The organism is Pseudomonas abieticivorans, assembly GCF_023509015.1.
GTDB classification, from domain to species: domain Bacteria; phylum Pseudomonadota; class Gammaproteobacteria; order Pseudomonadales; family Pseudomonadaceae; genus Aquipseudomonas; species Aquipseudomonas abieticivorans.
Window position 1 is genome coordinate 6,306,303 of sequence record NZ_CP094975.1, and the last position, 22,911, is coordinate 6,329,213.

At 62.5% G+C, this 22,911-nt stretch carries 20 protein-coding genes; 12 read left to right on the forward strand and 8 right to left on the reverse strand.

Going from position 1 to position 22,911, the window contains the following annotated elements:
* Positions 1-666 precede the first annotated feature (666 nt).
* From efeU to L9B60_RS28635, 7 genes are all read left to right on the forward strand, one after another.
* Positions 667-1,509: an iron uptake transporter permease EfeU gene (efeU, locus tag L9B60_RS28605; protein WP_249674450.1), complete on the forward strand. Its 843-nt coding sequence runs from the start codon at positions 667-669 to the stop codon at positions 1,507-1,509.
* A 15-nt stretch (positions 1,510-1,524) separates the two neighbouring features.
* On the forward strand, positions 1,525-2,715 hold the full coding sequence (gene efeO / locus L9B60_RS28610) for an iron uptake system protein EfeO (RefSeq protein WP_249674451.1): 1,191 nt from the start codon (positions 1,525-1,527) through the stop codon (positions 2,713-2,715).
* Positions 2,716-2,731: 16 nt separating this feature from the next.
* Positions 2,732-4,042 (forward strand): iron uptake transporter deferrochelatase/peroxidase subunit, encoded by a 1,311-nt coding sequence (gene efeB / locus L9B60_RS28615; RefSeq protein WP_249674453.1) that lies wholly within the window; start codon positions 2,732-2,734, stop codon positions 4,040-4,042.
* Between the two features lie 24 nt (positions 4,043-4,066).
* Positions 4,067-4,897: an iron uptake system protein EfeO gene (efeO, locus tag L9B60_RS28620; protein WP_249674455.1), complete on the forward strand. Its 831-nt coding sequence runs from the start codon at positions 4,067-4,069 to the stop codon at positions 4,895-4,897.
* A gap of 240 nt (positions 4,898-5,137) precedes the next feature.
* Positions 5,138-6,205 (forward strand): phosphotransferase family protein, encoded by a 1,068-nt coding sequence (locus tag L9B60_RS28625; protein WP_249674457.1) that lies wholly within the window; start codon positions 5,138-5,140, stop codon positions 6,203-6,205.
* 24 nt (positions 6,206-6,229) lie between these two features.
* Positions 6,230-6,997: an SDR family oxidoreductase gene (locus L9B60_RS28630; RefSeq protein ID WP_249674459.1), complete on the forward strand. Its 768-nt coding sequence runs from the start codon at positions 6,230-6,232 to the stop codon at positions 6,995-6,997.
* A 261-nt stretch (positions 6,998-7,258) separates the two neighbouring features.
* Positions 7,259-8,776: an EAL domain-containing protein gene (locus L9B60_RS28635; protein WP_249674460.1), complete on the forward strand. Its 1,518-nt coding sequence runs from the start codon at positions 7,259-7,261 to the stop codon at positions 8,774-8,776.
* A 219-nt stretch (positions 8,777-8,995) separates the two neighbouring features.
* On the opposite strand, the gene L9B60_RS28640 is transcribed toward L9B60_RS28635, so the two are convergent.
* The gene (locus tag L9B60_RS28640) at positions 8,996-10,426 is read right to left on the reverse strand and encodes an NAD-dependent succinate-semialdehyde dehydrogenase (RefSeq protein ID WP_249674462.1); all 1,431 of its coding nucleotides are present in this window, start codon (positions 10,424-10,426) and stop codon (positions 8,996-8,998) included.
* 225 nt (positions 10,427-10,651) lie between these two features.
* Here L9B60_RS28640 and L9B60_RS28645 point away from each other — a divergent pair, with 225 nt between their 5' ends.
* Positions 10,652-11,809, forward strand: coding sequence for an alpha/beta hydrolase family protein (locus tag L9B60_RS28645; RefSeq protein ID WP_249674464.1), 1,158 nt, complete (start codon positions 10,652-10,654; stop codon positions 11,807-11,809).
* Between the two features lie 15 nt (positions 11,810-11,824).
* Here the strand turns inward: L9B60_RS28645 and L9B60_RS28650 are convergent, their stop codons facing one another.
* On the reverse strand, positions 11,825-12,133 hold the full coding sequence (locus L9B60_RS28650) for a hypothetical protein (protein ID WP_249674466.1): 309 nt from the start codon (positions 12,131-12,133) through the stop codon (positions 11,825-11,827).
* Positions 12,134-12,262: 129 nt separating this feature from the next.
* Positions 12,263-12,484 carry a co-regulatory protein PtrA N-terminal domain-containing protein gene (locus tag L9B60_RS28655; protein WP_249674468.1) on the reverse strand — a complete coding sequence of 74 codons (222 nt, stop codon included), beginning with the start codon at positions 12,482-12,484 and terminating at the stop codon, positions 12,263-12,265.
* Between the two features lie 311 nt (positions 12,485-12,795).
* On the opposite strand from L9B60_RS28655, the gene pmrG reads away from it, so the two are divergent.
* Both pmrG and arnT read left to right on the forward strand, forming a co-directional pair.
* On the forward strand, positions 12,796-13,521 hold the full coding sequence (gene pmrG / locus L9B60_RS28660; RefSeq protein ID WP_249674469.1) for a lipopolysaccharide core heptose(II)-phosphate phosphatase PmrG: 726 nt from the start codon (positions 12,796-12,798) through the stop codon (positions 13,519-13,521).
* Between the two features lie 194 nt (positions 13,522-13,715).
* Entirely contained in the window at positions 13,716-15,422 is a 1,707-nt protein-coding gene (gene arnT, locus L9B60_RS28665) for a lipid IV(A) 4-amino-4-deoxy-L-arabinosyltransferase (RefSeq protein ID WP_283780543.1), read from the forward strand.
* 3 nt (positions 15,423-15,425) lie between these two features.
* On the opposite strand, the gene bla is transcribed toward arnT, so the two are convergent.
* Together bla and L9B60_RS28675 are read right to left on the reverse strand one after the other, a co-directional pair.
* Complete coding sequence (gene bla, locus L9B60_RS28670) at positions 15,426-16,298, reverse strand: class A beta-lactamase (RefSeq protein WP_438866032.1); 873 nt, start codon at positions 16,296-16,298, stop codon at positions 15,426-15,428.
* Position 16,299: 1 nt separating this feature from the next.
* Positions 16,300-17,532 carry a sensor domain-containing phosphodiesterase gene (locus tag L9B60_RS28675; RefSeq protein WP_249674471.1) on the reverse strand — a complete coding sequence of 411 codons (1,233 nt, stop codon included), beginning with the start codon at positions 17,530-17,532 and terminating at the stop codon, positions 16,300-16,302.
* Positions 17,533-17,717: 185 nt separating this feature from the next.
* Here L9B60_RS28675 and L9B60_RS28680 point away from each other — a divergent pair, with 185 nt between their 5' ends.
* Together L9B60_RS28680 and L9B60_RS28685 are read left to right on the forward strand one after the other, a co-directional pair.
* Positions 17,718-18,344: a glutathione S-transferase family protein gene (locus L9B60_RS28680; RefSeq protein ID WP_249674472.1), complete on the forward strand. Its 627-nt coding sequence runs from the start codon at positions 17,718-17,720 to the stop codon at positions 18,342-18,344.
* Between the two features lie 25 nt (positions 18,345-18,369).
* A complete protein-coding gene (locus L9B60_RS28685) occupies positions 18,370-19,311 on the forward strand; it encodes a 2-hydroxyacid dehydrogenase (protein WP_249674474.1) in 942 nt (313 codons plus the stop codon).
* Positions 19,312-19,338: 27 nt separating this feature from the next.
* Here L9B60_RS28685 and L9B60_RS28690 read toward each other — a convergent pair whose 3' ends face one another.
* From L9B60_RS28690 to L9B60_RS28700, 3 genes are all read right to left on the reverse strand, one after another.
* Complete coding sequence (locus L9B60_RS28690; RefSeq protein WP_249674476.1) at positions 19,339-19,887, reverse strand: cupin domain-containing protein; 549 nt, start codon at positions 19,885-19,887, stop codon at positions 19,339-19,341.
* Between the two features lie 188 nt (positions 19,888-20,075).
* A complete protein-coding gene (locus L9B60_RS28695) occupies positions 20,076-21,356 on the reverse strand; it encodes an NAD(P)/FAD-dependent oxidoreductase (RefSeq protein WP_249674477.1) in 1,281 nt (426 codons plus the stop codon).
* Between the two features lie 50 nt (positions 21,357-21,406).
* Complete coding sequence (locus tag L9B60_RS28700; protein WP_249674478.1) at positions 21,407-22,897, reverse strand: aldehyde dehydrogenase; 1,491 nt, start codon at positions 22,895-22,897, stop codon at positions 21,407-21,409.
* Between the last annotated feature and the right edge of the window lie 14 nt (positions 22,898-22,911).

The window sequence follows — 22,911 nt, forward strand, 5'->3', positions numbered from 1 at the left end:
CTGCCCCTTGAGCGACGCCGGAAGGAGGGGACCCGCAGCGCAGCGGAGGGCCCAAGCAGGGGCAAGCCTTTTTTGCTTACTTTTTGTGGCGTTTGACAAAAAGTAAGACGCCGTAAGGGCGGAAAGGTGATTCGGCATCACCCTAACCAATGGATATGCCCACCGTCCTCGGAGCATGCTTAAAAAATCATGTACATATCCATTACCAAGGGCGCGGCCACTTCACCTTTCCGGCCTTACGCCGGCTCACTTTTTGTCAAACGCCACAAAAAGTAAGCAAAAAAGGCTTGCCCCTGCTTGGGCCCTACGCTGCGCTACGGGTCCCCTCCCTCCGGCGTCGCTCAAGCGGACGACGGCCCGGAATAGAAGCTCCTCCGGCTCCGTCTCCGGCGGCTACGCCTCCGGCCGCTTGATCGACGCCTCCAGTCGGCCCGGGCGCTTAATGGGGCATACAATCAAGATCAAGAGCCAATCAAGATCAAGATCAAGATCAAGAGCCAATCAAGATCAAGAGCCAAGCCAGATCAGACACCGTGGCATAGGCCGGGGCAAGGTGTCGGCGGCACGCCAATCATGAAATTTTGCGTTACATAGTGGCCAAGTATTCAATAATGAGTCTCATTATGTTACAAGTTTGCATCTCTATTGACTTGTCCGTGGTGCGAAGTGCTTGTTCCATTCTTGATCATGCTGCGCGAAGGGATTGAAGCCGCGCTCATCGTTGGCATCATTGCCAGCTACCTCAAACAGACCGGCCGTGGCCAGTGGATGCCGGCCGTGTGGATCGGGGTTTTCCTCGCCGCGGCCCTGGCCCTGCTGGTAGGCGGCGGCCTGGAACTGATGAGCGCCGAGTTCCCGCAAAAACAACAGGAACTGTTCGAAGGCATCGTCGGCCTGGTGGCCGTGGGCATCCTGAGCTCCATGGTGTTCTGGATGCGCAAGGTGGCCCGCTCCATCAAGCATTCGCTGCAAGCCTCCCTTGATCATGCCCTGGCCAACACCAACCACCAGGTGTTCGCGCTGATCGCCATGGTGTTTTTCGCCGTGGCCCGCGAAGGCCTGGAAACGGTGTTCTTCCTGCTGGCCGTGTTCCAGCAGAGCGAAGGTCCGGGTGCACCGCTGGGCGCCCTGCTGGGCCTGATCCTGGCCATTGGCGTGGGCTTTGCCATCTACAGCGGCAGCATGCGCCTGAACCTGGGCCGGTTTTTCCGCTGGACCGGCCTGTTCATCCTGGTGGTCGCCGCCGGCATCCTGGCCAATTCGGTGCAGGCCCTGCACGAGGCCGGCCTGTGGAATTCGCTGCAAGGCGTGGTGTTCGATATCAGCTCGATCCTGCCGATGGACGGCCCGCTGGGCTCGGTGCTGGCCGGCATGTTTGGCTATCAGGATGCCCCGACCGTCAGTGTACTGGGCGCCTACCTGCTGTACCTGGTGGTAACCCTGGTGCTGTTCTTCCTGCCGAGCGCGGCCCCCGCGCCGGCCAAATCCTCATCCGTCACCCATTCGTAAGGCCCTCTTCCGCCTATGTCCAATCAAGCTAACGGCTTGCCCCCAAAAGCCTTGCGCTTTGCGGTGGCAGGCTCGGTGGTGGTGATGATCGCCGCCGGCGCGCTGTTCTACTATGCCTCGCAAGTGGCATCGTCCAAACGCCACGCCAACAACGACGAGATCATCGTCAATATCCACCCGCACAGCTGCGAGCCCAACGCGCTGACGATCCCGGCCGGCAAGGCCAGCTTTCGCATCGTCAACAAGTCCGAGCGGGCCGTGGAATGGGAAATCCTCGACGGCGTGCTGGTGGTCGAGGAGCGCGAGAACATCGCTCCGGGCCTGAGCCAGGTGATCAACGCGGACCTGGCCCCCGGCGACTATGCCATCACCTGCGGCCTGTTGAGCAACCCGCGCGGCACGCTGAAGGTGACCCCGACCGCCGAGTCCGACGCCAAGGCCAAGGCCCGCCCCTCGATGGTCAACTTCATCGGCCCGCTGTCCGAGTACCGCGTGTACCTGAGCCTGCAAGGCAGCGCCCTGATCAATGCCGTGGATGACCTGACCAAGGCCATCGACGCCGGCGACCTGGACCAGGCCCGCGCCCTGTATGCCCCTGCCCGCGCCGCGTTCCAGCACATTGCTGGCGCCGCCCAGCGTTTCTCGGAACTGGACAACGCCGTCGAGGCGCGTGCCGACTACTTCGAAAAACGCGAACAGGATCCAGACTTCGGCGGCTTCCACCGCATTGAGTTCGGCCTGTTCAAACAAAACAGCGTCGAAGGCCTGGCGCCCGTCGCGCAAAAACTGCAAAGCGACGTGGCCAGCCTCAAGCAACAACTGCTGGCCCAAACCCTGCCGCCCGAGCAACTGGTGGGCATCGTCGCGCGCAACATCCGTTCGCTGGCCGAGATCCGCCACAACGGTGAAGAAGAGCGCTACAGCCACACCGACCTGAACGGCTTCGCGGCCAACCTGGACGGCACCCGCAAGGTGATCGAGTTGCTGCGCCCCTTGCTGGCCAAAACCGCCAGTGACGTGCTGACCCGCCTGGATACTGCGGTCAGCGACCTGGACAGCACGTTGAACGCGCTGCGCAGCGGCGACCGCTACACCGCGTACGACAAGGTCGGCCCCGATCAGCGCAAGCAGATCGCCGACAAGGCCAAGGCACTGGCCGATGCACTCGATGGAATCGATCCCGCCCTCGGCCTGTCCGGCCTGTAATGCAGATGAATGTGAAATGAGCGAATCCAACAACACCCCCGTCGACGCCCAACGCCGCCGCGTGCTGATGGGCCTGGGCGCCGCCGGTGCCGCCATCGCTGGCGGCGCCCTGAGCTGCCCGGCCATGGCCTCGGCCACCGGCGCTGCACAAGTGACCGAAGCGCCGAAAAGCGAAAAGACCCAGGACCGCCACGACTACCATGGCAAGCACCAGGCCGGCATCCTTACGCCGCGTCCGGCTGCCGGCATGCTGGTGTCGTTCGACGTGCTGGCGGCCGACCACGCGGACCTGGAGCGTTTGTTCCGCACCCTGGACGAGCGCATCAAGTTCTTGATGACCGGCGGTACCGTGCAGCAGGTCGACCCGAAACTGCCGCCCACCGATTCCGGCATCCTGGGCCCCATCGTGACCCCGGACAACCTGACCATCACCGTGTCGGTCGGCAACTCGCTGTTCGACGAGCGCTTTGGCCTGGCGCACGTCAAGCCCAAGCACCTGAGCCAGATGGTCGGTTTCCCCAACGACGCGCTGGAGCCGGCGCTGTGCCACGGCGACTTGAACCTGCAGTTCTGCTCCAACACCCCGGACACCAACATCCACGCCCTGCGCGACATCGTCAAGAACATGCCTGACCTGTTGCTGGTGCGCTGGAAACAGGAAGGCAGCGTACCGGCACAAGCGCCGAAACGCGCGGACCAACCGGCCGAAAGCGCGCGTAACTTCCTGGGCTTTCGTGACGGTTCGGCCAACCCGGACTCCAACGATACCAGCGCCATGGACCGCATCGTCTGGGTACAGCCGGGCAGCGGCGAGCCGGCCTGGACCGCCACCGGCAGCTACCAGGCGGTGCGCATCATCCGCAACTTCGTCGAGCGCTGGGACCGCACCCCACTGCAAGAGCAGGTCAGCATCTTCGGCCGCCAGAAAGTCAGCGGCGCGCCGCTGGACGGCAAGACCGAAACCGACGTGCCCGACTACGGCAAAGACCCGCAAGGCAAGGTAACGCGCCTGGATTCGCACATCCGCCTGGCCAACCCACGTACCGCCGAGGCGCAAAACAACCTGATCCTGCGCCGCCCGTTCAATTACTCCAATGGGGTCAACAAGAACGGCCAACTGGACATGGGCCTGCTGTTCATCTGCTACCAGGCCAACCTGGAACAAGGATTCATTGCCGTGCAGACCCGCCTCAATGGCGAGCCGCTGGAGGAGTACCTCAAGCCCATGGGCGGTGGCTACTTCTTCACTCTGCCAGGCGTGACGAGCGACCAGGACTTCATCGGTCGCTCTCTGTTGCAAGCTGCGCACACCAAAACCAACGTCTAACAACACATCGTCGGGGAATGTTTCATGAAAAAGTCGCCACTCGCTTTGCTGCTGACCCTGGGTCTGCTTAACACCCCGCTGTCGGCGTTCGCCGCTGCACAACCGGCCCCCCTTGACCTGGTCGGCCCGGTTTCGGACTACAAGATCTACGTGACCGAGCAACTGGACTCGCTGGGTAAGCAAACCCAGGCGTTCACCGATGCCATCAAGAAAGGCGACCTGGCCGGTGCCAAGAAGCTCTACGCACCGACCCGCGTGCACTATGAATCGATCGAACCGATCGCCGAGCTGTTCAGCGACCTGGACGCCTCGATCGACTCGCGCGTCGACGACCACGAGAAAGGCGTGAAGGCTGAAGACTTTACCGGCTTCCACCGCATCGAATACACCCTGTATTCGGAAAACACCACCAAGGGCCTCGAAGCCCTGGCAGACGGCCTGAACAAGGACGTCAAAGACCTGCAAACCCGCGTGGCCGGCCTGACCTTCCCGCCAGAAAAAGTCGTGGGCGGCGCCGCAGCCCTGCTCGAAGAAGTCGCCGCCACCAAAGTGACCGGTGAAGAAGACCGTTACAGCCACACCGACCTGTATGACTTCCAGGGCAACATCAACGGCGCGAAGAAAATCGTCGACCTGTTCCGCCCGCAAATCGAAGCTCAGGACAAAGCCTTCGCCCAGAAGGTCGACAAGAACTTTGCCGCCGTGGACAAGATCCTGGCCAAGTACAAAACCAAGGATGGCGGCTTTGAAACCTACGACAAAGTGAAAGAGGCGGACCGCAAAGCCCTGATCGGCCCGGTCAACACCCTGGCAGAAGACCTGTCTACCCTGCGTGGCAAGCTGGGCTTGAACTAAGTCTTGCTACCCTGTGGGAGCGGATTGATCGGCGAAAAAATCACCGCGGTGTGCCTGGCATACCACGGTGAGCGCTTCGCGGATAAATCCGCGCCTACAAAATGATCCCGCTGGAATCAGCCTTGCTGATCCACCCTCAACACCCCCGCCAATAACCCCCTCCCGTGCTTGTCCCCGCCCCTGTTGCGCATTAGATTGTTCAATGATCCGACGCCTTCAGAATAAGCAAAAGGGATAAACATGGCGCTTACTGACCAGTCCACCGGCATTCGCAGCGGCGAAGAGCTTGATGCCAGCCTGATCGACCCCTACCTCAAGGCCCATATTCCGGGGCTTACCGGCACCGCCAAAATCAGCCAGTTTCCCGGTGGCGCGTCCAACCTGACCTACCTGCTTGAATACCCCGGCCAGGAATTGGTGTTGCGTCGCCCGCCGTTTGGCCACAAGGCCAAGTCTGCCCACGACATGGGCCGCGAGTTCCGCATCCTGAACCAGCTCAAGGAAGGCTTCCCGTATTGCCCCAAAGCCTACGTGCACTGCACCGACACCTCTGTGATCGGCGCCGAGTTCTATGTGATGGAGCGGGTCAACGGGATCATCCTGCGCTCCGAACTGCCGCCTGAACTGGGCCTGGATGCCGCGCGCACCGAGCAGCTGTGCAAAGGCTTCATCGACAAGTTCGTCGACTTGCACCAGGTCGACTACAGCGCCTGCGGCCTGGCGGACCTGGGCCGCCCCGAAGGCTATGTGCAACGACAGATCAGCGGCTGGAGCGACCGCTACGAAAAGGCCCGCACCCCCGATGCGCCGGCCTGGACCGAGGTGATCGCCTGGCTCAACGCCAAGATGCCAGCCGACCACCCCACCTCCAGCATCGTGCACAACGACTATCGCTTCGACAACGTGATCCTGGACCCGGCCAACCCGATGCAGATCATTGGCGTGCTGGACTGGGAACTGACCACCATTGGCGACCCGCTGATGGACCTGGGCAACACCCTGGCCTACTGGGTGCAAGCCGACGACCCGGCCCCCATGCAACTGATGCGCCGCCAGCCCAGCCACGCGCCCGGCATGCTCACGCGCCAGCAGTTCGTGGACTACTATGCCGAACGCTCCGGCATCACCCTCGACAATTTCGATTTCTACTACACCTACGGCCTGTTCCGCCTGGCGGGCATCGTGCAGCAGATCTACTACCGTTTCTACCACGGGCAAACCCAGGACAAACGCTTCGCACAGTTCATCCACATGAACAAACTGCTGGAGCAAATGAGCCTGAACGTGATCCAACACTCCCCTCTCTGACCGCGACCACAACAAGGAAAAACCATGGCCAAGACACAGTTGTTCGACCTCGACGGCAAGATCGCCTTCGTTTCCGGCGCCAGCCGCGGTATCGGTGAAGCCATCGCCAAGTTGTTGGCCCAACAGGGCGCCCACGTGATTGTGTCCAGCCGCAAGCTCGACGGCTGCCAGCACGTCGCCGACGCGATCATCGCAGACGGCGGCAAGGCCACGGCCATTGCGTGCCACATCGGTGAAATGGAGCAGATCAGCCAGGTGTTCGCCGGCATCCGCGAGCAGTTCGGCCGCCTGGACATCCTGGTCAACAACGCCGCCACCAACCCGCAGTTCTGCAACGTATTGGACACCGACCTGGGCGCCTTCCAGAAGACCGTGGACGTGAACATCCGCGGCTACTTCTTCATGTCGGTGGAAGCCGGCAAGCTGATGCGCGAGCACGGCGGCGGCAGCATCATCAACGTGGCATCGATCAATGGCGTGTCGCCGGGCCACTTCCAGGGCATCTACTCGGTGACCAAGGCGGCGGTGATCAACATGACTAAGGTGTTTGCCAAGGAGTGCGCGCAATTCGGCATCCGCTGCAACGCGCTGCTACCGGGCCTGACCGACACCAAGTTTGCCTCGGCGCTGGTCAAGAACGACACGATCCTCAAGACCGCCCTGGCGCAAATCCCGCTCAAGCGCGTGGCAGCGCCCAGCGAGATGGCGGGTACCGTGCTGTACCTGGCCAGCGATGCTTCCAGCTACACCACGGGCGTGGCCTTGAATGTGGATGGGGGGTTCCTGTCCTGATGGCATGAGCGGCATGAGGGTTGGGCAGAGGGCCAAGGCCAGCTACTATGTTCGCTAGGCTCTGTACGAAATGTGTTCCAGCGAAGGCTAGGCAAGGCGAAAACAGGCGAGGAAAGGACCGGGATCGCGCTCGACTTGACTGGTTGTCAATGAGCATTCCGATCGGACTCGCGCACGAGCCTGTTTTCAACGCAGCATGGCCGAGTTGGGATACATTTCGTACAGAGCCTAGGCTCTGTACGCCAAGGACGCCCAATCACCATGCCGCTCACTCCCCGCCCTGCTCGCTCCCGTCACCTGCTGCCTTGGCTGGTAGGCGCATTGCCCATCGTGCTGGGCCTGCTGTTGCTCTACTGGCAGGCCGAACTGGCACTGCAACACCAGGCCCGGCAAACCGCCGAACGCGCCCTGGCCCAGTTCGAACTGATGCTCGACAACGTCGCCCAGGCCGCCGATGAACTGCTGCCGCTGGCCGGCCAGCCGTGCTCGCTGGTGGAACTGACCCTGCGCGACCAGGTCACCCGCCGGCCGTTCGTGCGTTCCACCAACCTGGCGTTCGCGCGCAACATCTATTGCAGTTCACTGTTCGGCCACGTCAGCGAAACCCTCAACCCTGCCGACTATGTCGACGGCCGCCTCTGGTTGATGGATGGCAACCCGGTGACGCCGGGGCAAGCGTTGCTGGTCTATCGCCAGGCTGACGGCAACCAGGGCGCCCTGGCCGCCCTGGACGGCTTCCACCTGGGCAACGCGCTGCGCATGCTCGGCCCCGACAGCCACCTGCGCCTGCAAGTAGGCCCAGCGTGGCTGTCCGATGACGGCAAGGTGCACGGCGGCGACGCACCGACCTACCCAGTGGTGCCTACCCGCATTGAATCCAGCCGCTACCCCATCAGCCTGGTCAGCGGCTTCGACAGCGGCGCTACCTGGCGCTGGATGACCGCACAATACCCGGTATTGTTTGGCCTGCTGGTGTTCTTGGGCATCCTGGCAGGCGCCGTGTGCCGTTGGCTGATGTCGCGCGTACGTTCGCCTCTGGCCGAGCTGCAGCGGGCGCTGGCGGCCGAAGAGTTCGTGCCTTATTACCAGCCGCTGGTGCATGCCGACAGCGGGCTTTACGCCGGCGTCGAGGTATTGATGCGCTGGCAACACCCACAAGCAGGCCTGGTTCGCCCGGACCTGTTCATCCCCATTGCCGAAGACAGCGGGTTGATCGTGCCCATGACCCAGTTGCTGCTGCGCCGGGCCGCCCTGGAACTTGCGCCACTGGCCAGCCGCATGGGCCAGGGCTTTCACGTGGGTTTCAACCTGACCGCCGAGCACTGCCGCCAGCCAACCCTGTTAAACGACTGCCAGGCCTTTTTGGCAGCGTTTGCCCCCGGCCAAGTCAAATTGGTGCTGGAGCTGACCGAGCGCACCCTGGTCGAACCGACCCCAGCCATCTTGGCGCTGTTCGCACAACTGCGGGCGTTGGGGGTGATGATCGCCATCGACGACTTCGGCACCGGGCACTCCAGCCTGAGTTACCTGCGCCAGTTCCAGGTGGATTTTCTGAAGATCGATCAAAGCTTCGTGGCTATGATCGGTAAGGACGCCCTGTCACTGCATATCCTGGACAGCATCATCGAGCTGTCGGCCAAGCTTGACTTGCAAGTGGTGGCCGAGGGCGTGGAAAACGAAGAGCAGCGCACCTACCTGGCGCAGCACCAGGTCGACTTTTTGCAGGGGTACCTGTTTGCGCGGCCCATGCCCCTGGCAGAATTGGCTAATTGCCTGTAGCAGCGGCGATCCGGCGCCCCGGTTTATCCGCGAAAAAAAACGCCGCATGACTCCTGAAGAGACGCGGCGTTCTTTTCGCGGATAAATCCGCTCCTACAGGGTGGGGTGCGTGTGTAGGAGCGGCGATCCGGCGCCCCGGTTTATCCGCGAAAGAAACACCGCGTGACTCCTAAAGAAACGCAGCGCTCTTTTCGCGGATAGAAACCCGCGCGTACGGGGTTAGCCCAGGTGGGTCACCAATTTGGTGTTCAGGTAAGCCTCGATCGCCTCGGTGCCGCCTTCGGAGCCGTAGCCCGAATCCTTGATCCCGCCAAACGGAATCTCTGGCAAACCAATGCCCATGTGGTTGATCGACAACATCCCAGCTTCCACCCGATCGCTCAGTGCCTGGGCGGTTTTCGACGAGGCGGTAAAGGCATACGATGCCAAGCCGAACGGCAGTCGGTTGGCCTCCTCGATGGCTTCGTCCAGGGTGTCGAACGGCACGATCAACGCCACCGGGCCGAACGGTTCCTCGTTCATCAGGCGCATCTCGCGGGTCAAGCCGCTGATCACCGTGGGCTCGAAGAAGTAGCCGGGGCCAGCAAGGCCCTTGCCTCCGATGTGCACCGTGGCGCCGTGGGTGCGTGCATCGTTGACCAGGGACTCGAGCGCCGGCACGCGGCGGTCATTGGCCAGCGGGCCCATGGTGGTGCCCTCCTCCAGGCCATTGCCCACCTTGATCTTCTTGGCCTGGGCGACGAAACGCTCCAGGAACGGTTCGAACACGCTGCGCTGTACCAGCAAACGCGTCGGTGACACGCACACCTGCCCGGCATTGCGGAACTTGGAAGCCACCAGCAGTTGCACGGCCTTGTCCAGGTCCGCGTCGTCGAACACCAGGGCCGGGGCATGCCCGCCCAACTCCATGGTGGCACGCTTCATGTGCTGGCCGGCCAGGGCCGCCAGTTGCTTGCCCACCGGCGTGCTGCCGGTAAAGGTGATCTTGCGGATCGACGGATGCGGGATCAGGTAGCTGGACACCTGCGCGGGGTCGCCGTACACCAGGCCAATCACACCGGCAGGCACGCCGGCGTCGGCGAATGCGCGCACCAGTTCGGCTGGCGATGCCGGGGTTTCTTCCGGGGCCTTGATGATGATCGAGCAGCCGGCCGCCAGTGCCGAGGACAGCTTGCGCACCACCTGGTTGATCGGGAAGTTCCACGGTGTGAACGCCGCCACCGGGCCCACCGGTTCGGCGATCACGCGCTGTTCGATGCCTTGGCCACGCGATGGCACGATGCGCCCGTAGCTGCGCCGGCCTTCTTCGGCCAGCCAGTCGATGATATCGGCCGCCGCCAGGGTTTCTGCGCGCGACTCGGCCAGTGGCTTGCCTTGTTCTTGAGTCATCAGGGTGGCGATGTTTTCAACGCGATCACGCATCAACTGGGCGGCCTTGCGCATGACCTTGTAGCGGTCGAAGGCACTGACGGCGCGCCAGGTCTTGAAGCCTTTGTCAGCAGCGGCGAGCGCCTGGTCCAGGTCGGCAATACCGGCGTGGGCAACGCTACCCAGGGTCTGGCCAGTGGCCGGGTCGATCACCGGCAAACTGCGGCCGTCCTGGCTAGGGCGCCATTGACCGTCGATATACAGCTGAACTTCAGGGTACATAAGCTTCTCCTGTTGCGGCCGAACGCGTGTCGGCGCGGTTTGACGTCATGCCTTTGGATATTGAGCCCTTGAGCCAGAAAACAAGGGCTGGCCGATAAACCTGGGCGTTTTTTTCCGGCGACCGTGGGTTTGTAGCATAAATTTACCCAACCCTTACCTCCCCGTACCCCACGGCGCCGGGGCTTTGGGCATACTTCAACATTTGCCTGCAGGGTTGTCGTTGCCATGTCATTAATGCCTGTTTTCCCTTCCCGTTTGCTTCGCCCACTGCTGTTGGGGGTTGCCTTGGCGAGCCTGGCCGCCTGTTCCAGCGACCCCGACAAAGACGCGCCGACCTTCGTCTCGGTGCAGGACTACCTCAAGACCGCCTACCAGCCCACCCAACACTTTACCTTCGACGGCTCCAGCACCCGCTGGGCCTGGGGCACGCACCAGGTCGACGTGTCGTTGCTGGTACCCAGCGGCCAGAAGAACCTGCCCGTGATCCTCTACCTGCCAGGCCTGGGTGAAGGCGTGGACGACGGCGTGCTGTGGCGCCAAAGCTGGGCCGACGCCGGCTACGCGGTGCTGACGGTACAGGCCCTGCGTGACGATCATTCCATCTATGATTCGGCCGACGCCCAGGCCGGGGCGTTTCGCATGATCGCCGCCAAGGCGTTTGACCCGGCGGCGCTGAACGAACGCGTGGTCGAGGTGGATCGGGTGTTGACCGAAGTACGCCGTCGCGGCAAGGCCGGGGAAGCCGGTTACAACGCCCTGGACCTGGACCGCCTGGTGGTGGCCGGCTACGACCTGGGCGCCCAGACCGCCGCAGCCCTGGCCGGCGAGCACGCACCGGACAAAGCCCGCGCCGTCACCTGGAAGCCCCAAGCGGCAATTTTGCTGAGCCCCTATGTACCGGGCGGGGCCGACCCTGCGCGCTTTGCGCAGATCGACACACCGCTGCTGAGCGTGACCGGGCCACAGGATGAAGACACCTTCAGCTGGGTGGCCACGGCGCGCCAACGCCTGGCGCTGTACCAGAACCTCAGCGTGCCTGGCAGCTATCAGTTGACCCTGGATGAGGCGAACCACAAAGGCCTGTCAGGCACGATTGCCAAGGCTGAAGGCGGCAAGGGCAGCAAGCCTGAGCGACCCAAGGGCGATGGCCCGCAAGGGGGCGGCCCCGGTGGCCCCGGTGGCGAGGGGGGCGAGCGCCACCGCGACAAAACTGACAAGGCACCCACCGAACCAATGTTCGACCGCCGCCAGGCCGCCAGCGTCGCGGCCGTGAGCACCGCCTTCCTCGACGCCACGGTCAAGCACTCGGCACCAGCGCAGCAGTGGCTGACGCAACAGGCACCGCAGTGGTTGGGGACGGATAATCGCTTGGTGCATAAATAACCCGCGACACCGCGATCAGCGCCGGCGGCGGTACACGCGCCGGTGCAACTGCGCGATGGCCGCGCACGGCACGATCACGCCCAGCAGTATCTGGGCCCAGAATAGCAACGTGGAATCGTAGACGCCCATCAAGTCGCCCGTCAGCAACACGGCAAAGGCCGGTATGCCCACGCCAGGGATCATCAGCGGGTGAAAGCGCAACAGCTTGAAATAAGCGCCCACCGGGCTGAACACGCACAAAAGCCACAGGTAGGTCCAGGCAACGATCATCACCATGTACAGGCCAAGGTGCAGCAGATCGCCAAACAACCCATTCCCGTGCATTTCAACCTCCCTGGTTTCTGACTGGGCCGTATCCCTGTAACCTCAAGTATTACTCTATTTGCGTGGTATTCAAAGCATAAACAAGGGCTTATGGCGCAGCATCACGTCAAAAGCCCGATGTTCGCGCATTTATTGATGCACGTTCTGTACCGCCAGCCCCTCACGGGCCGCCTCGACCGCAGCCTTGTGGCTGGCGACCTGGGTATCGGCGTGCTCCTGATTGTAATCGGTCATGGCCAGGGTGCGCGCCGCGTTCATGTTCGACACCACGCGGTCGCCGCCATCACTGGCCATCGCTGCCACGGAGCCGGTCATCAGTGTTGCCATCAACAGTGCATTAAGCGCTTTCATATATAAGTACTCCATCGCATTCAAATAAGTTCCCGCTGGTATAACGGGCAGAGCGTTGTGCTCTGGGCTCAGTTTGCTACAGCCCATCTGACCCGCACTTCGTCAACTGATGAACTTTTTGACACACACATTTGCTTTGCCATTCATGTTCTAAAATGCACGATGCCACTCGCAATGAACCTGCAAATTTTTCACATCGTTTTCACCGCTCACCCACCAGCCCTGCCCTACATTGCCCGCCATGAAGTTCATACGTCTCGACACTTGCCTTGCAGTCTTTGAGACACACTCGCTATTACAAGGATTTCAACATGGGCACCCCTCGAGACGAACCAGGCGCAGCCACTGCGCGACCCTCGCCCGCCTACGGCATGTTCAGAAAAGTCGCACTGTTTTCCATGGCCATCCTGGTACCGGTACTGGTCACCGGCTTTGTCGCCTGGCCACGCTCCCCCGTGGATCTGGGCAAAGCCGACAACATGCAAAGCTCTGGCCTGTATGCCGCCTGGGCCGCTGGCGAGGTGGCGGTCCTGGTGCGCCATGCCGAGCGCTGCGACCGTTCCAGCAACCCGTGCCTGGACGACAAGAACGGCATCACCGAGGTTGGCCGGCAGGTTTCCCAGCAGGTGGGCCAAGCATTCGCCACACTGGGCCTTGGTAATACCGACCTGATCACCAGCCCCCTGGTGCGCACCGTGCAAACCGCCCAATACATGTTTGGCAAACCGATCACCGTGCAAGACTGGGTGTACAACTGCGACACCCGCCTGCTAGCCGATATACAGCAACACAAGGTGGCCCAGCGCAACCTGCTGCTGGTCACCCACAGCGGGTGCATTTCCAACCTGGAAAGCCAGCTGGACTTCCCCCACGCCCGTGCCGCCGACTACACCAGCGCGCTGTTTATCGTTGTGGGCGCAGGTGGCAAGGCCAAGGTGCTGGGCACGCTGAACGCCGAAGAATGGGCAGGGGTTTTGGCCAAGCGCGCGGCGACCCTCAAGGTCACCCACGCCGACAAGGCCACGCTGAAGATGTGAGGGACGTTCAGCAAGTATTCATGAAACTTCTGTCACACTGAAATTATTCATCATTGACTTTGTGTGCTGCCCCAGCGGCCACTGCCAAAGTTACATCTGGTATTAAAACTTCACTTTGCCTTCCAAAGTGTGAAGTACTGTTGCGCGCATTTTTTACCAACTTCAACCTTCGATACTCCGCGTCAAGGACTGCCATGAGCCCACTATCTGAGACTTTGCGTCGCCCACGTGGCGTGACTGCAGGCATACAACGCAGCGTTGCAAGTTGGGCGTTACCGACGTTGTTACTGGCTTTCTTCATGTTTTACCTATTGCCCACGTTTTTCCACGGCTTGTGGATACCCGATGAAACCCGCTATGCCCAGGTCAGCCAGGAAATGCTGTTGACCGGCAACTGGGCTGCGCCACATTTCATGGGCCTGCGCTATTTCGAAAAACCAGCCGGTGGCTATTGGCTGATCGCCATCGGCCAGGCCATTTTCGGCCAGAACCTGTTCGGCGTGCGCATCGCCTCGGCGCTCAGCCTGGGCCTGAGCGTGGCTCTGGCCTACCTGATGGCGCAGCGCCTATGGCGCGATCAGCGCAAGAGTTTCACCTGTGCCGCGCTGTACATGAGCTTTGGCCTGATCGCCGGGCAAGCGGTGTATGCCAACCTGGACCCGCAGTTCACCCTGTGGGTCAACCTCAGCCTGATCGCCTTGTGGTTTGCCCTGGGCAGCGCCACCCGTCGCGCCCGCCTGTTGTCCTGGGCGCTGCTGGGGGTTGCTTGTGGCATGGGGTTCCTGACCAAGGGCTTCCTGGCGTTCCTGCTGCCGGTGCTGATTGCCTTGCCCTGGATGATCTGGCAGCGGCGCGTTGGCGAACTGCTTCGCTACGGGCCGCTGGCCATCGTCATGGCGGTGCTGGTGGCGCTGCCCTGGGCCTTGACCGTGCACCTGCGCGAACCCGACTTCTGGCGGTTTTTCTTCTGGCATGAACACATTCGTCGCTTTGCCGGCGATGATGCCCAGCACGCCCGCCCCTTCTGGTTCTACGTGCCGCTGCTGGTCGTTTCCAGCCTGCCATGGGCGCTGTTGCTGATCTCAAGCGCCAAGCTTGCCTGGCAGCAGCGCGTGCAGCCCAAAACCGCCTTCCTGCTGATGTGGCTGCTGCTGCCCCTGGCCTTTTTCAGCCTGAGCAAAGGCAAGTTGCCCACCTACATCATGCCGTGCCTGCTGCCCTTGGCCCTGCTGATGGGGCAGGCATTGATCGACGCCCTGGAGCGTGGTCGCACCACCCTGTTGCGCGGCAACGCAGTGCTCAACCTGGGCATCGGCGTGCTCGCCCTGGCGGCACTGGCGTTCCTGCAACTGAAGAAACACCCGGTGTACCTCAACGAACCGCTGCACTTGACGCTGCTGGTGCTGGGCCTGGTTGCCTGGGTAGTCGCCAATGGCGTGGCAGTGTTCAAGCCCATGCGCTACTGGCTGGCGCCAGCCTTGGGCATGTTGATCCTGGTGGGGCTTTTGCCTTCGGCGATGCCCAACAGCATCGTCGACAATAAAATGCCCGACGTGTTCATCGCCGCCCATAGCCAGGAGTTGGCCCAGGCCCATACGCTGCTGAGCAACGAACTGGGCGCGGCGTCGGCCCTGGCCTGGCATACCAAAAACCCGCAAGTGGCGCTGTACAACACCGCGGGCGAAACCAAATACGGCCTGGGCTTTGATGATGCCAAGGACCGCCAGGTAAGCCTGGACGACATTGGCGCCTGGATGGCCCAGGCACGCCAGAAAGGCTCGGTGGGTGTGGTGATGCGGGTCAAGAGCCCGGAAGAGCAACACGAAATCGACCTGTTGCCCAAGGATGGCAAGCGCTACCAGCAGGGCAACGTGATGATTTTCGTGTTTGACCCGACCTGACGTTCAGCCCAGCCACTGCACCACGATGGCTGCCGCCGCGGCAATCACGTCGCTGCGGTACTCACCTTGCTTGTCATGCCGGGTGGTGTACACCGCCAACACCAACGGCGCCCGGCCTGGCGGCCAGATCACTGCCAGGTCGTTGGCACTGCCATAGTCGCCAGAACCGGTCTTGTCGCCCACGCCCCAGCCTGCCGGCACGCCCGCGCGAATCCGCGTAGCCCCCGTGGTGTTGCCCTTTAGCCACTCACATAACTGCACGCGTTGCGCCCTTGCCAGGCCATCGCCCACGGCCAAATGCCGTAGGGCGCGCGCCATGTCCTGCGGCGCAACGGTGTCGCGCAGGTCACCGGGGATGGCGCTGTTGAGGGCCGTTTCCCAGCGGTCGAGGCGAAAGCTCGGCGCGCCGTTGCCGTGGGCAAAGTCGTTCACGGCTGCAAGGCCGCCCACGTGCTTGATCAGTACATTGGCAGCGGTGTTGTCGCTGTACTGCAGGGCTGCGGCACACAGGTCGGCCACCGTCATGCCGTCGCCGACATGCTTTTCGCTGACAGGGGAGTAATTGACCACCTCGCTTTGGCTATACCGCAGGCGCTGTTGCAACAGGTCGCGGTCTTGCTCACTGCGTTTCAAGATGGCCGAGGCCAACAGCAACTTGAACGTGCTGCAAAACGCAAAGCGCTCTTGAGCACGGTAAGCCAGTTGCCGACCGGTGGCCGTATCGAGGGCAAAAACACCCAGGCGACCGCCCAAGGTGGTTTCAAGTTGCGCAAAGCGGGCCTGCCAAGGCTCTGCGGCCTGCGCCCAGGTGGGGCAAACAGCGAGCACTGGCAGCGCGGCGATGGATTTCAGAAGGCTACGGCGGCTTGCACTCAACTCATGTCACCAGGCTTGCGGCAGTCAATTGTTGAGCATCGGCCAATGTCATCGGCCGCCCCAGCAGGTAGCCCTGCACCTTGGAGGCACCCAGCGAGCGCAGCGCCTCAAGTTCGGACTCGGTCTCCACGCCTTCGGCCACCACCGTGCTGCCGGTTTGCGCGGCAAAGGCAATGATCGCCGAGGCCATGGCCCGTAGCTTGGAGTCGCGATCGATGCCCCGGGTAAGGCTCATGTCCAGCTTGATCATGTCGGGGTTGAGCAACAGGATATGGCGCATGCTGGCATAGCCGGCACCGGCGTCGTCGATCGCCAGTTGCACGCCGCTGCGGCGCAGGCCTTCCAGGGAATGCTGCAAGCGCACGTAATCGGACACCACCGCATGCTCGGTGATTTCCAGCACCAGCCGATTGACCGGGTGGCCTTGCAGCAGGGCGTCCAGGCGGCCACTGAAGATCAGCTGCGGCGAGCAGTTCAGCGTCATGTAGGTGTGCGCCGGCAACGTCGCCAGGCCAATCAGCGCCTGCTCGATGGCCCGGCACTCCAGGTCAACCCCAAGGCCGGCTTCGGCAGCGTCTTCAAACCATTTGTCGGGGCTGCGCATGGGTTCGCTGGTAAAGCGCGACAGGCACTCCCAGCCCGACACCGCCAAGGTGCGGGCATCGAAGATCGGCTGGTAGACGATGGCCGGCTGAGCGCTGCCCAGTACCTCGGAAATGCGCCGGTGCTTGCGCACCCGATCCTGAACCCGGCGCAAGTCGCTTTCGATCTGGTCGGTGATCAGCTCGGCGAACACCTTCATCACCTGCATGTCGCGCTCACTAAGGCTGCTGTCGGCCTGGTAGCCAAAACAGCAGAACGTGCCGTAGAGGTTGCCGTTGCTCAGGTAGATCGGCACGCTCATGTGCGAACCGATGGGCAGCGCCACGGTTTCCGGCAGGCTCATGGCCAACGGCACGTCGGCGGTATTGGCGATCAACCCCGGCAGGCGGCCGTCCACCACACGCTGGCAGTAGCCGACGTCCAGCGACAACACGTCACCCTGTTTGATGGGCGAAGGGTCGGCCGCGTCCACGTGGGTGAACACGCGGTCTTGGGCACGAAAATGGGAAACGAAGGCAACATCCATCTTCAGGTGCTTGCGCAAGGCATTCAGCACGCGCTCGATGGTGCCGCTCTCGGAAAAGGCCTGGGCCTTGAGACCAATCAGGTCGGAAAATTCTGCGGCTGACATTCCTTTCGCCTCCTGGATCCAGCATTGTGCGAAAGCTTAAGCACTTTTACCCCTGCCTGCCCACTGGCACGTGTCATTTCTGTGGATTTTCAGACACTTTTCAGACAAAAAGAACCGGCCATGCGATTGAACATGTTTCATTCGCAGGCGCCTAACGTATTCCTGCCCGTACAAAGGACCTGACCATGCTGATCGTCCACCACCTGAACAACTCGCGCTCGCAACGAATTCTGTGGCTGCTGGAGGAATTGTCGATCCCTTATGCGCTGCAGACCTACCAGCGCAACCCCCAGACCAACCTGGCGCCGCCCGAACTCAAAGCGATCAATGCACTGGGCAAGTCGCCGGTGTTGCAAGACGGCGAGCGCACGCTGATCGAATCGGCGGCAATCATCGACTACGTCATCCGCCGCCATGGGCAGGGTGCCCTGCAACCTGGGCCTGGCAGCGACGCCTATGATGACTACGTGCAATGGCTGCATTTTGCCGAGGGCTCGGCCATGCTGCCGCTGATGCTCAACCTCTACGTCGGCCGCCTGGGCCCGGCCGGTGCCCCGCTGCAGCCGCGCATCGACTCGGAGGTGGCCAATTACCTGGGCTACCTGGACACCGCCCTGAGCAACCGCGACTACTTGCTGGGCGATGAACTGAGCGCGGCGGATATCCAGATGAGTTTCATTGGCGAAATTGCCCGGGCTCAGGGCAAACTGGGCCCCTACCCTCACCTTGCGGCGTGGGTCAAACGGTTGCAGGCGCGCCCTGCCTACCAGGCGGCGCTGAAAAAGGGCGGGCCGTACAGTTTTGCCGCCTAAGCGTTGAACTCACCGGAGCGTTGCGATGGCCATCCCGTTGTTGGTGCTGATCGAACTGGCGCCTGAAGCCTTGGCGCAACTGACGGGCGCAGGCTTTGCACTGCACCTGGCCACCACCCGCGCTGCACGGGAGGCGACGATCAAGGCGCAGGGCGCGCAGATCAGCGCCGTGCTGACCAACGGTTCGACCGGCCTTGCGGCCGCCGAGATGGTGGCCATGGCGCAGTTGGAAATCATCTGCGCCATGGGCGCAGGCTTCGAGCAGATTGACGTGCATGCCGCCCAGGCCCGTGGCGTCGTCGTCACCCATGGCCCGGGCACCAACGACGCCAGCGTGGCCGACCACGCCATGACCCTGTTGATGTCGGCGGCCCGGGGCATTCCCCAGGCCGACGCCGCGGTGCGCCGTGGCGAGTGGAATGGCGCGCGGCAACCGCGCCCGATGATTTCCGGCAAGCGCCTGGGCATCCTGGGGTTGGGCAACATCGGCCAGCAGATCGCCCGTCGCGGTGCACAGGGGTTTGATATGGCGGTGGCCTATCACAACCGCTTGCCGGTAGAAGGCTGCCATTACCGCTACTGCCCCACCCTGGTGGAACTGGCCCAGTGGTGCGACTTTCTGGTGGTGGCCACGCCCGGTGGCACAGGCACCCGGCACTTGATCGATGCCAGCGTGCTGCGCGCGTTGGGGCCCGAAGGGTTTTTGATCAATATCGCGCGCGGCAGCGTGGTGGATACCCAGGCGCTGATTGCGGCCTTGCAGCGCAAGGAAATGGCGGGGGCAGCGTTGGATGTGGTCGAGGGTGAGCCTGACATCCCGACCGAGCTTAAGGCACTGAACAACGTGATCCTGACCCCGCACATCGCCGGCCGTTCGCCGGAGGCGGTGGCGGCGACGCTGCGCCTGGTGCTGGACAACCTGGCGGCGCATTTCGCCGGGCAACCGGTGCTGACACCGGTGCCTTGATAGATCACGAAAAGAACAGCGCCGGGCTTAGAAGTTCGCCGGGGTATTGGCGCTGATGATCTCGGCCTCGTCCTGGCCGATGTTCTGGAACCGGTGCGCCAAGGTGGTCGGGAAGTAATACCCATCGCCCGCGTTCAGAATGTTCACCTGGCCATCGATGGTCAGCTCGATGGTACCGCGCGTGACCAACCCGCACTCCTCGCCTTCGCTGTGCACGATCGGCTCTTCGCCGGAGCTTGCGCCGGGGGCGTATTGCTCGCGCAAAAAGCGCATCTGCCGGCCGGGCACAGTGGCGCCCACCAACAGCAGGCGCAGGCCATGACGGCCCAGGTCAGGCTGCTCGGCGCTACGGAAAATATAGCTTTCTTCGCGGGGCGGTTCGTCGAAGGTGAAGAAATCCGCCAGCGACATGGGTATGCCTTCGAGCAGCTTTTTCAGGGAGCTGACCGAGGGGCTGACGCGGTTCTGTTCGATAAGGGAAATGGTGGCATTGGTGACGCCGCTGCGCCTGGCCAGCTCACGCTGGGAAAGCTGGTAGCTTTCGCGCACTAGTTTGAGTCGAGTCCCCGTGTCCATGTCAGCCTTATATGAAAAATACTCAATGGGATTTTTAGCGTTGAGTATTAAATCATGTTTGATCCGGCACGTGGGTTTTGGCCCCGGTGTAGGAGCGCATTTATCCGCGAAGATCGCCACGGTATGGCTGGATGACCGTGTTGTTCTTTTCGCGGATAAATCCGCTCCGACAGCAGGCTCGCCGCGGTTTATACCCCGAAGCGATCCCGCAGGGCGTAATACGCCGCGCCCATGGCCGTGAGCGGCGCTTGGAACGTGCGCCCGCCCAGCATCGGCATGTGCGGTAGCGAGGCGAAGGCCTCGAAGCGCTCGGCGTCGCCGCGGATCATCTCCGAAATCAGCTTGCCGGCCAGGTGCGAGCAGGTCACGCCGTGGCCGCTGTAGCCTTGCATGTAATAGGCGTTCTTTTCCACGCGACCAAACTGCGGCATGCGCGACATGGTCAGCAAGAAATTGCCGGTCCAGCGGTAGTCGATCTTCACGCCCTTGAGCTGCGGGAAGGTCTTGAGGATCTTGGGCAAGATCAACTGCTCGATGTCATCGGGCTCGCGCGCGCCGTACACCACGCCACCGCCATACAGCAGGCGGTTGTCGGCGGTCAGGCGGTAGTAGTCCAGCAGGTAGTTACAGTCTTCCACGCAGTAGTTGTTTGTGATCAGCTCACGCGCGACCTTTTCAGACAACGGCTCGGTGACCACGATCTGCGAACCGCAGGGCATGCTCTTGCTGGTGACCCGCGTGTCCAGGTCCTTATTCAGGTAAGCGTTGCCGGCGATCAGCAGGTACTTGGCGCGCACCTGGCCTTTGGCGGTGCTGACCACGATCGGTTCGCCATAGCGAATGTCCACCGCGCCCGATTGCTCGTAGATGCGCCCACCCAGCTTGATCACGGCCGCCGCCTCACCCAGCGCCAGGTTCAGGGGGTGGATGTGCCCGCCGGACTTGTCCAGCAAGCCACCCACGTACGCATCGGAACCGATTTGGCCTGCGATGTCGGTGGCATCGAGCATGTGCAATTGATCGTTGCCGTAACGCTCCCAGCCACGCTTCTGTTCGGCCAGGCCGCGCAGTTGCTTGGGGTTCAGCGCGGCGAAGATTCCGCCCTGGCGGTAGTCGCATTCGATACCGTACTGGGCAATGCGCTCGCGGATGATGTCGCCGCCTTCAAAGATCATGCTGCCCAGCACTTCGGCGGTGCGGGCACCATAGCGGGCCTCGATCACGTCGACGTCGCGGCTGTAGCTGTTGACCAGTTGGCCGCCATTGCGACCGCTGGCGCCGAAGCCGACCTTGGCCGCCTCCAGTACCGTGACGCGGTAGCCGGCCTCGCTCAAGAACAGTGCCGATGACAGGCCCGTGTAGCCGGCGCCGATGATGCACACATCGGTTTCGACTACCTGGTCCAAAATAGGGAATTCACGGCCGCTGTTGCGGGTGTCGGCGTAGTAGCTGTTTACATAAGGTTGCATGAGTCACGTCCTGGGCGGCTATCGGGGCCGCCCTGTTCTTATTGGTGTGGTTACAGTTTGATCCAGGTGGCCTTGAGTTCGGTGTACTTGTCGAACGCATGCAGGGACTTGTCCCGGCCATTGCCCGACTGCTTGAAACCACCGAACGGCGCGGTCATGTCGCCGCCGTCGTATTGGTTGACCCAGACGCTGCCGGCACGCAGGCCACGGGCGAAGGTGTGGGCCTTGCTCAAGTCGCGGGTCCACACGCCTGCGGCCAGGCCGAAGATGCTGTCGTTGGCGATGTGCAGGGCCTGCTCGGTGCTGTCGAAGGTGATCACCGAGAGCACCGGGCCAAAAATCTCTTCGGCGGCGATGGTCATGGCGTTGTCCACGCCGTCAAAGATCGCCGGCTCCAGGTACAAGCCGCCGGTGTCTTGCAGGGTACGGTTGCCGCCGGCGAGCAAGTGCGCGCCCTGGTCCTTGCCAATCTGGATGTAGCGCAGCACGTTTTCCAGCTGGCGCGCATCGACGATGGCGCCGACGTTGGTCGCAGGGTCCAGGGCATGCCCCGGCTTCCAGGCCTTGAGCGCCTCCACCACCAGGGGGATGAAGGTGTCACGGATAGAGCGCTCCACCAGCAGGCGCGAGCCGGCGGTGCAGACTTCGCCCTGGTTGAAGGCGATGGCGCCCGCGGCCGCTTGGGCTGCGGCTTGCAAATCCGGTGCATCGGCGAACACCACGTTGGCGCTCTTGCCGCCCGCCTCCATCCACACCCGCTTCATGTTGCTTTGGCCTGCATAAATCAGCAGTTGCTTGGCAATCGCGGTGGAGCCGGTGAAGGCCAAGGTGTCGACGTCCATGTGCAGGGCCAGGGCCTTGCCCACGGTGTGGCCGTAGCCGGGCAGCACGTTGAACACGCCTTTGGGGATGCCGGCTTGCAAGGCCAATTGGGCGATGCGGATCGCCGTGAGCGGGGACTTTTCCGATGGCTTGAGGATGAACGAGTTGCCAGCCGCCAGGGCCGGGGCGAACTTCCAGCTGGCCATGATCAGGGGGAAGTTCCACGGCACGATGGCCGCGACCACGCCCACCGGCTCACGGGTGATCAAACCCAATTGGTCGTGCGGGGTGGGTGCCACTTCGTCGTAGATCTTGTCGATGGCCTCGGCGCTCCAGCGGATCGCGTTGGCGGCGGCGGGCACGTCGATGGCCAGGGCGTCGCTGATCGGCTTGCCCATGTCCAGGGTTTCCAGCAGCGCCAGCTCTTCCTGGTTGGCCAGGATCAAGTCGGCGAAACGGATCAGCGTGCGTTTGCGCTGTGCAGGTGCCAGGCCCGACCACACGCCGGATTCGAACGCGCGGCGCGCGGCGCTGACGGCCGCATTGGCATCGGCTTCGTCGGTGCTGGCCACGTTCGCCAGGAAGCGTCCGTCCACCGGGCTCAGGCATTCAAAGGTGGCGCCGCTGGCAGCGGGCACGTACTGGCCGTCGATGAACGCGCGGCCTTCCAGGGTAAGGGACTGGTACAGCTGTTCCCAGTCGCTACGGGTTGTGCTCATGGCAATACACTCGA

Excerpts from the sequence above, each read along its gene's own strand:
- L9B60_RS28635 (WP_249674460.1), top strand. The coding sequence starts at position 7,259 with ATGCCGCTCACTCCCCGCCCTGCTCGCTCCCGTCACCTGCTGCCTTGG.
- L9B60_RS28685 (WP_249674474.1), top strand. The coding sequence starts at position 18,370 with ATGGCCATCCCGTTGTTGGTGCTGATCGAACTGGCGCCTGAAGCCTTG.
- L9B60_RS28640 (WP_249674462.1), bottom strand. The coding sequence starts at position 10,426 with ATGTACCCTGAAGTTCAGCTGTATATCGACGGTCAATGGCGCCCTAGC.
- L9B60_RS28695 (WP_249674477.1), bottom strand. The coding sequence starts at position 21,356 with ATGCAACCTTATGTAAACAGCTACTACGCCGACACCCGCAACAGCGGC.
- L9B60_RS28625 (WP_249674457.1), top strand. The coding sequence starts at position 5,138 with ATGGCGCTTACTGACCAGTCCACCGGCATTCGCAGCGGCGAAGAGCTT.
- arnT (WP_283780543.1), top strand. The coding sequence starts at position 13,716 with ATGAGCCCACTATCTGAGACTTTGCGTCGCCCACGTGGCGTGACTGCA.
- efeB (WP_249674453.1), top strand. The coding sequence starts at position 2,732 with ATGAGCGAATCCAACAACACCCCCGTCGACGCCCAACGCCGCCGCGTG.
- L9B60_RS28690 (WP_249674476.1), bottom strand. The coding sequence starts at position 19,887 with ATGGACACGGGGACTCGACTCAAACTAGTGCGCGAAAGCTACCAGCTT.
- efeO (WP_249674455.1), top strand. The coding sequence starts at position 4,067 with ATGAAAAAGTCGCCACTCGCTTTGCTGCTGACCCTGGGTCTGCTTAAC.
- L9B60_RS28700 (WP_249674478.1), bottom strand. The coding sequence starts at position 22,897 with ATGAGCACAACCCGTAGCGACTGGGAACAGCTGTACCAGTCCCTTACC.
- efeO (WP_249674451.1), top strand. The coding sequence starts at position 1,525 with ATGTCCAATCAAGCTAACGGCTTGCCCCCAAAAGCCTTGCGCTTTGCG.
- L9B60_RS28655 (WP_249674468.1), bottom strand. The coding sequence starts at position 12,484 with ATGAAAGCGCTTAATGCACTGTTGATGGCAACACTGATGACCGGCTCC.
- pmrG (WP_249674469.1), top strand. The coding sequence starts at position 12,796 with ATGGGCACCCCTCGAGACGAACCAGGCGCAGCCACTGCGCGACCCTCG.
- L9B60_RS28645 (WP_249674464.1), top strand. The coding sequence starts at position 10,652 with ATGTCATTAATGCCTGTTTTCCCTTCCCGTTTGCTTCGCCCACTGCTG.
- L9B60_RS28680 (WP_249674472.1), top strand. The coding sequence starts at position 17,718 with ATGCTGATCGTCCACCACCTGAACAACTCGCGCTCGCAACGAATTCTG.
- L9B60_RS28650 (WP_249674466.1), bottom strand. The coding sequence starts at position 12,133 with ATGCACGGGAATGGGTTGTTTGGCGATCTGCTGCACCTTGGCCTGTAC.
- L9B60_RS28630 (WP_249674459.1), top strand. The coding sequence starts at position 6,230 with ATGGCCAAGACACAGTTGTTCGACCTCGACGGCAAGATCGCCTTCGTT.
- L9B60_RS28675 (WP_249674471.1), bottom strand. The coding sequence starts at position 17,532 with ATGTCAGCCGCAGAATTTTCCGACCTGATTGGTCTCAAGGCCCAGGCC.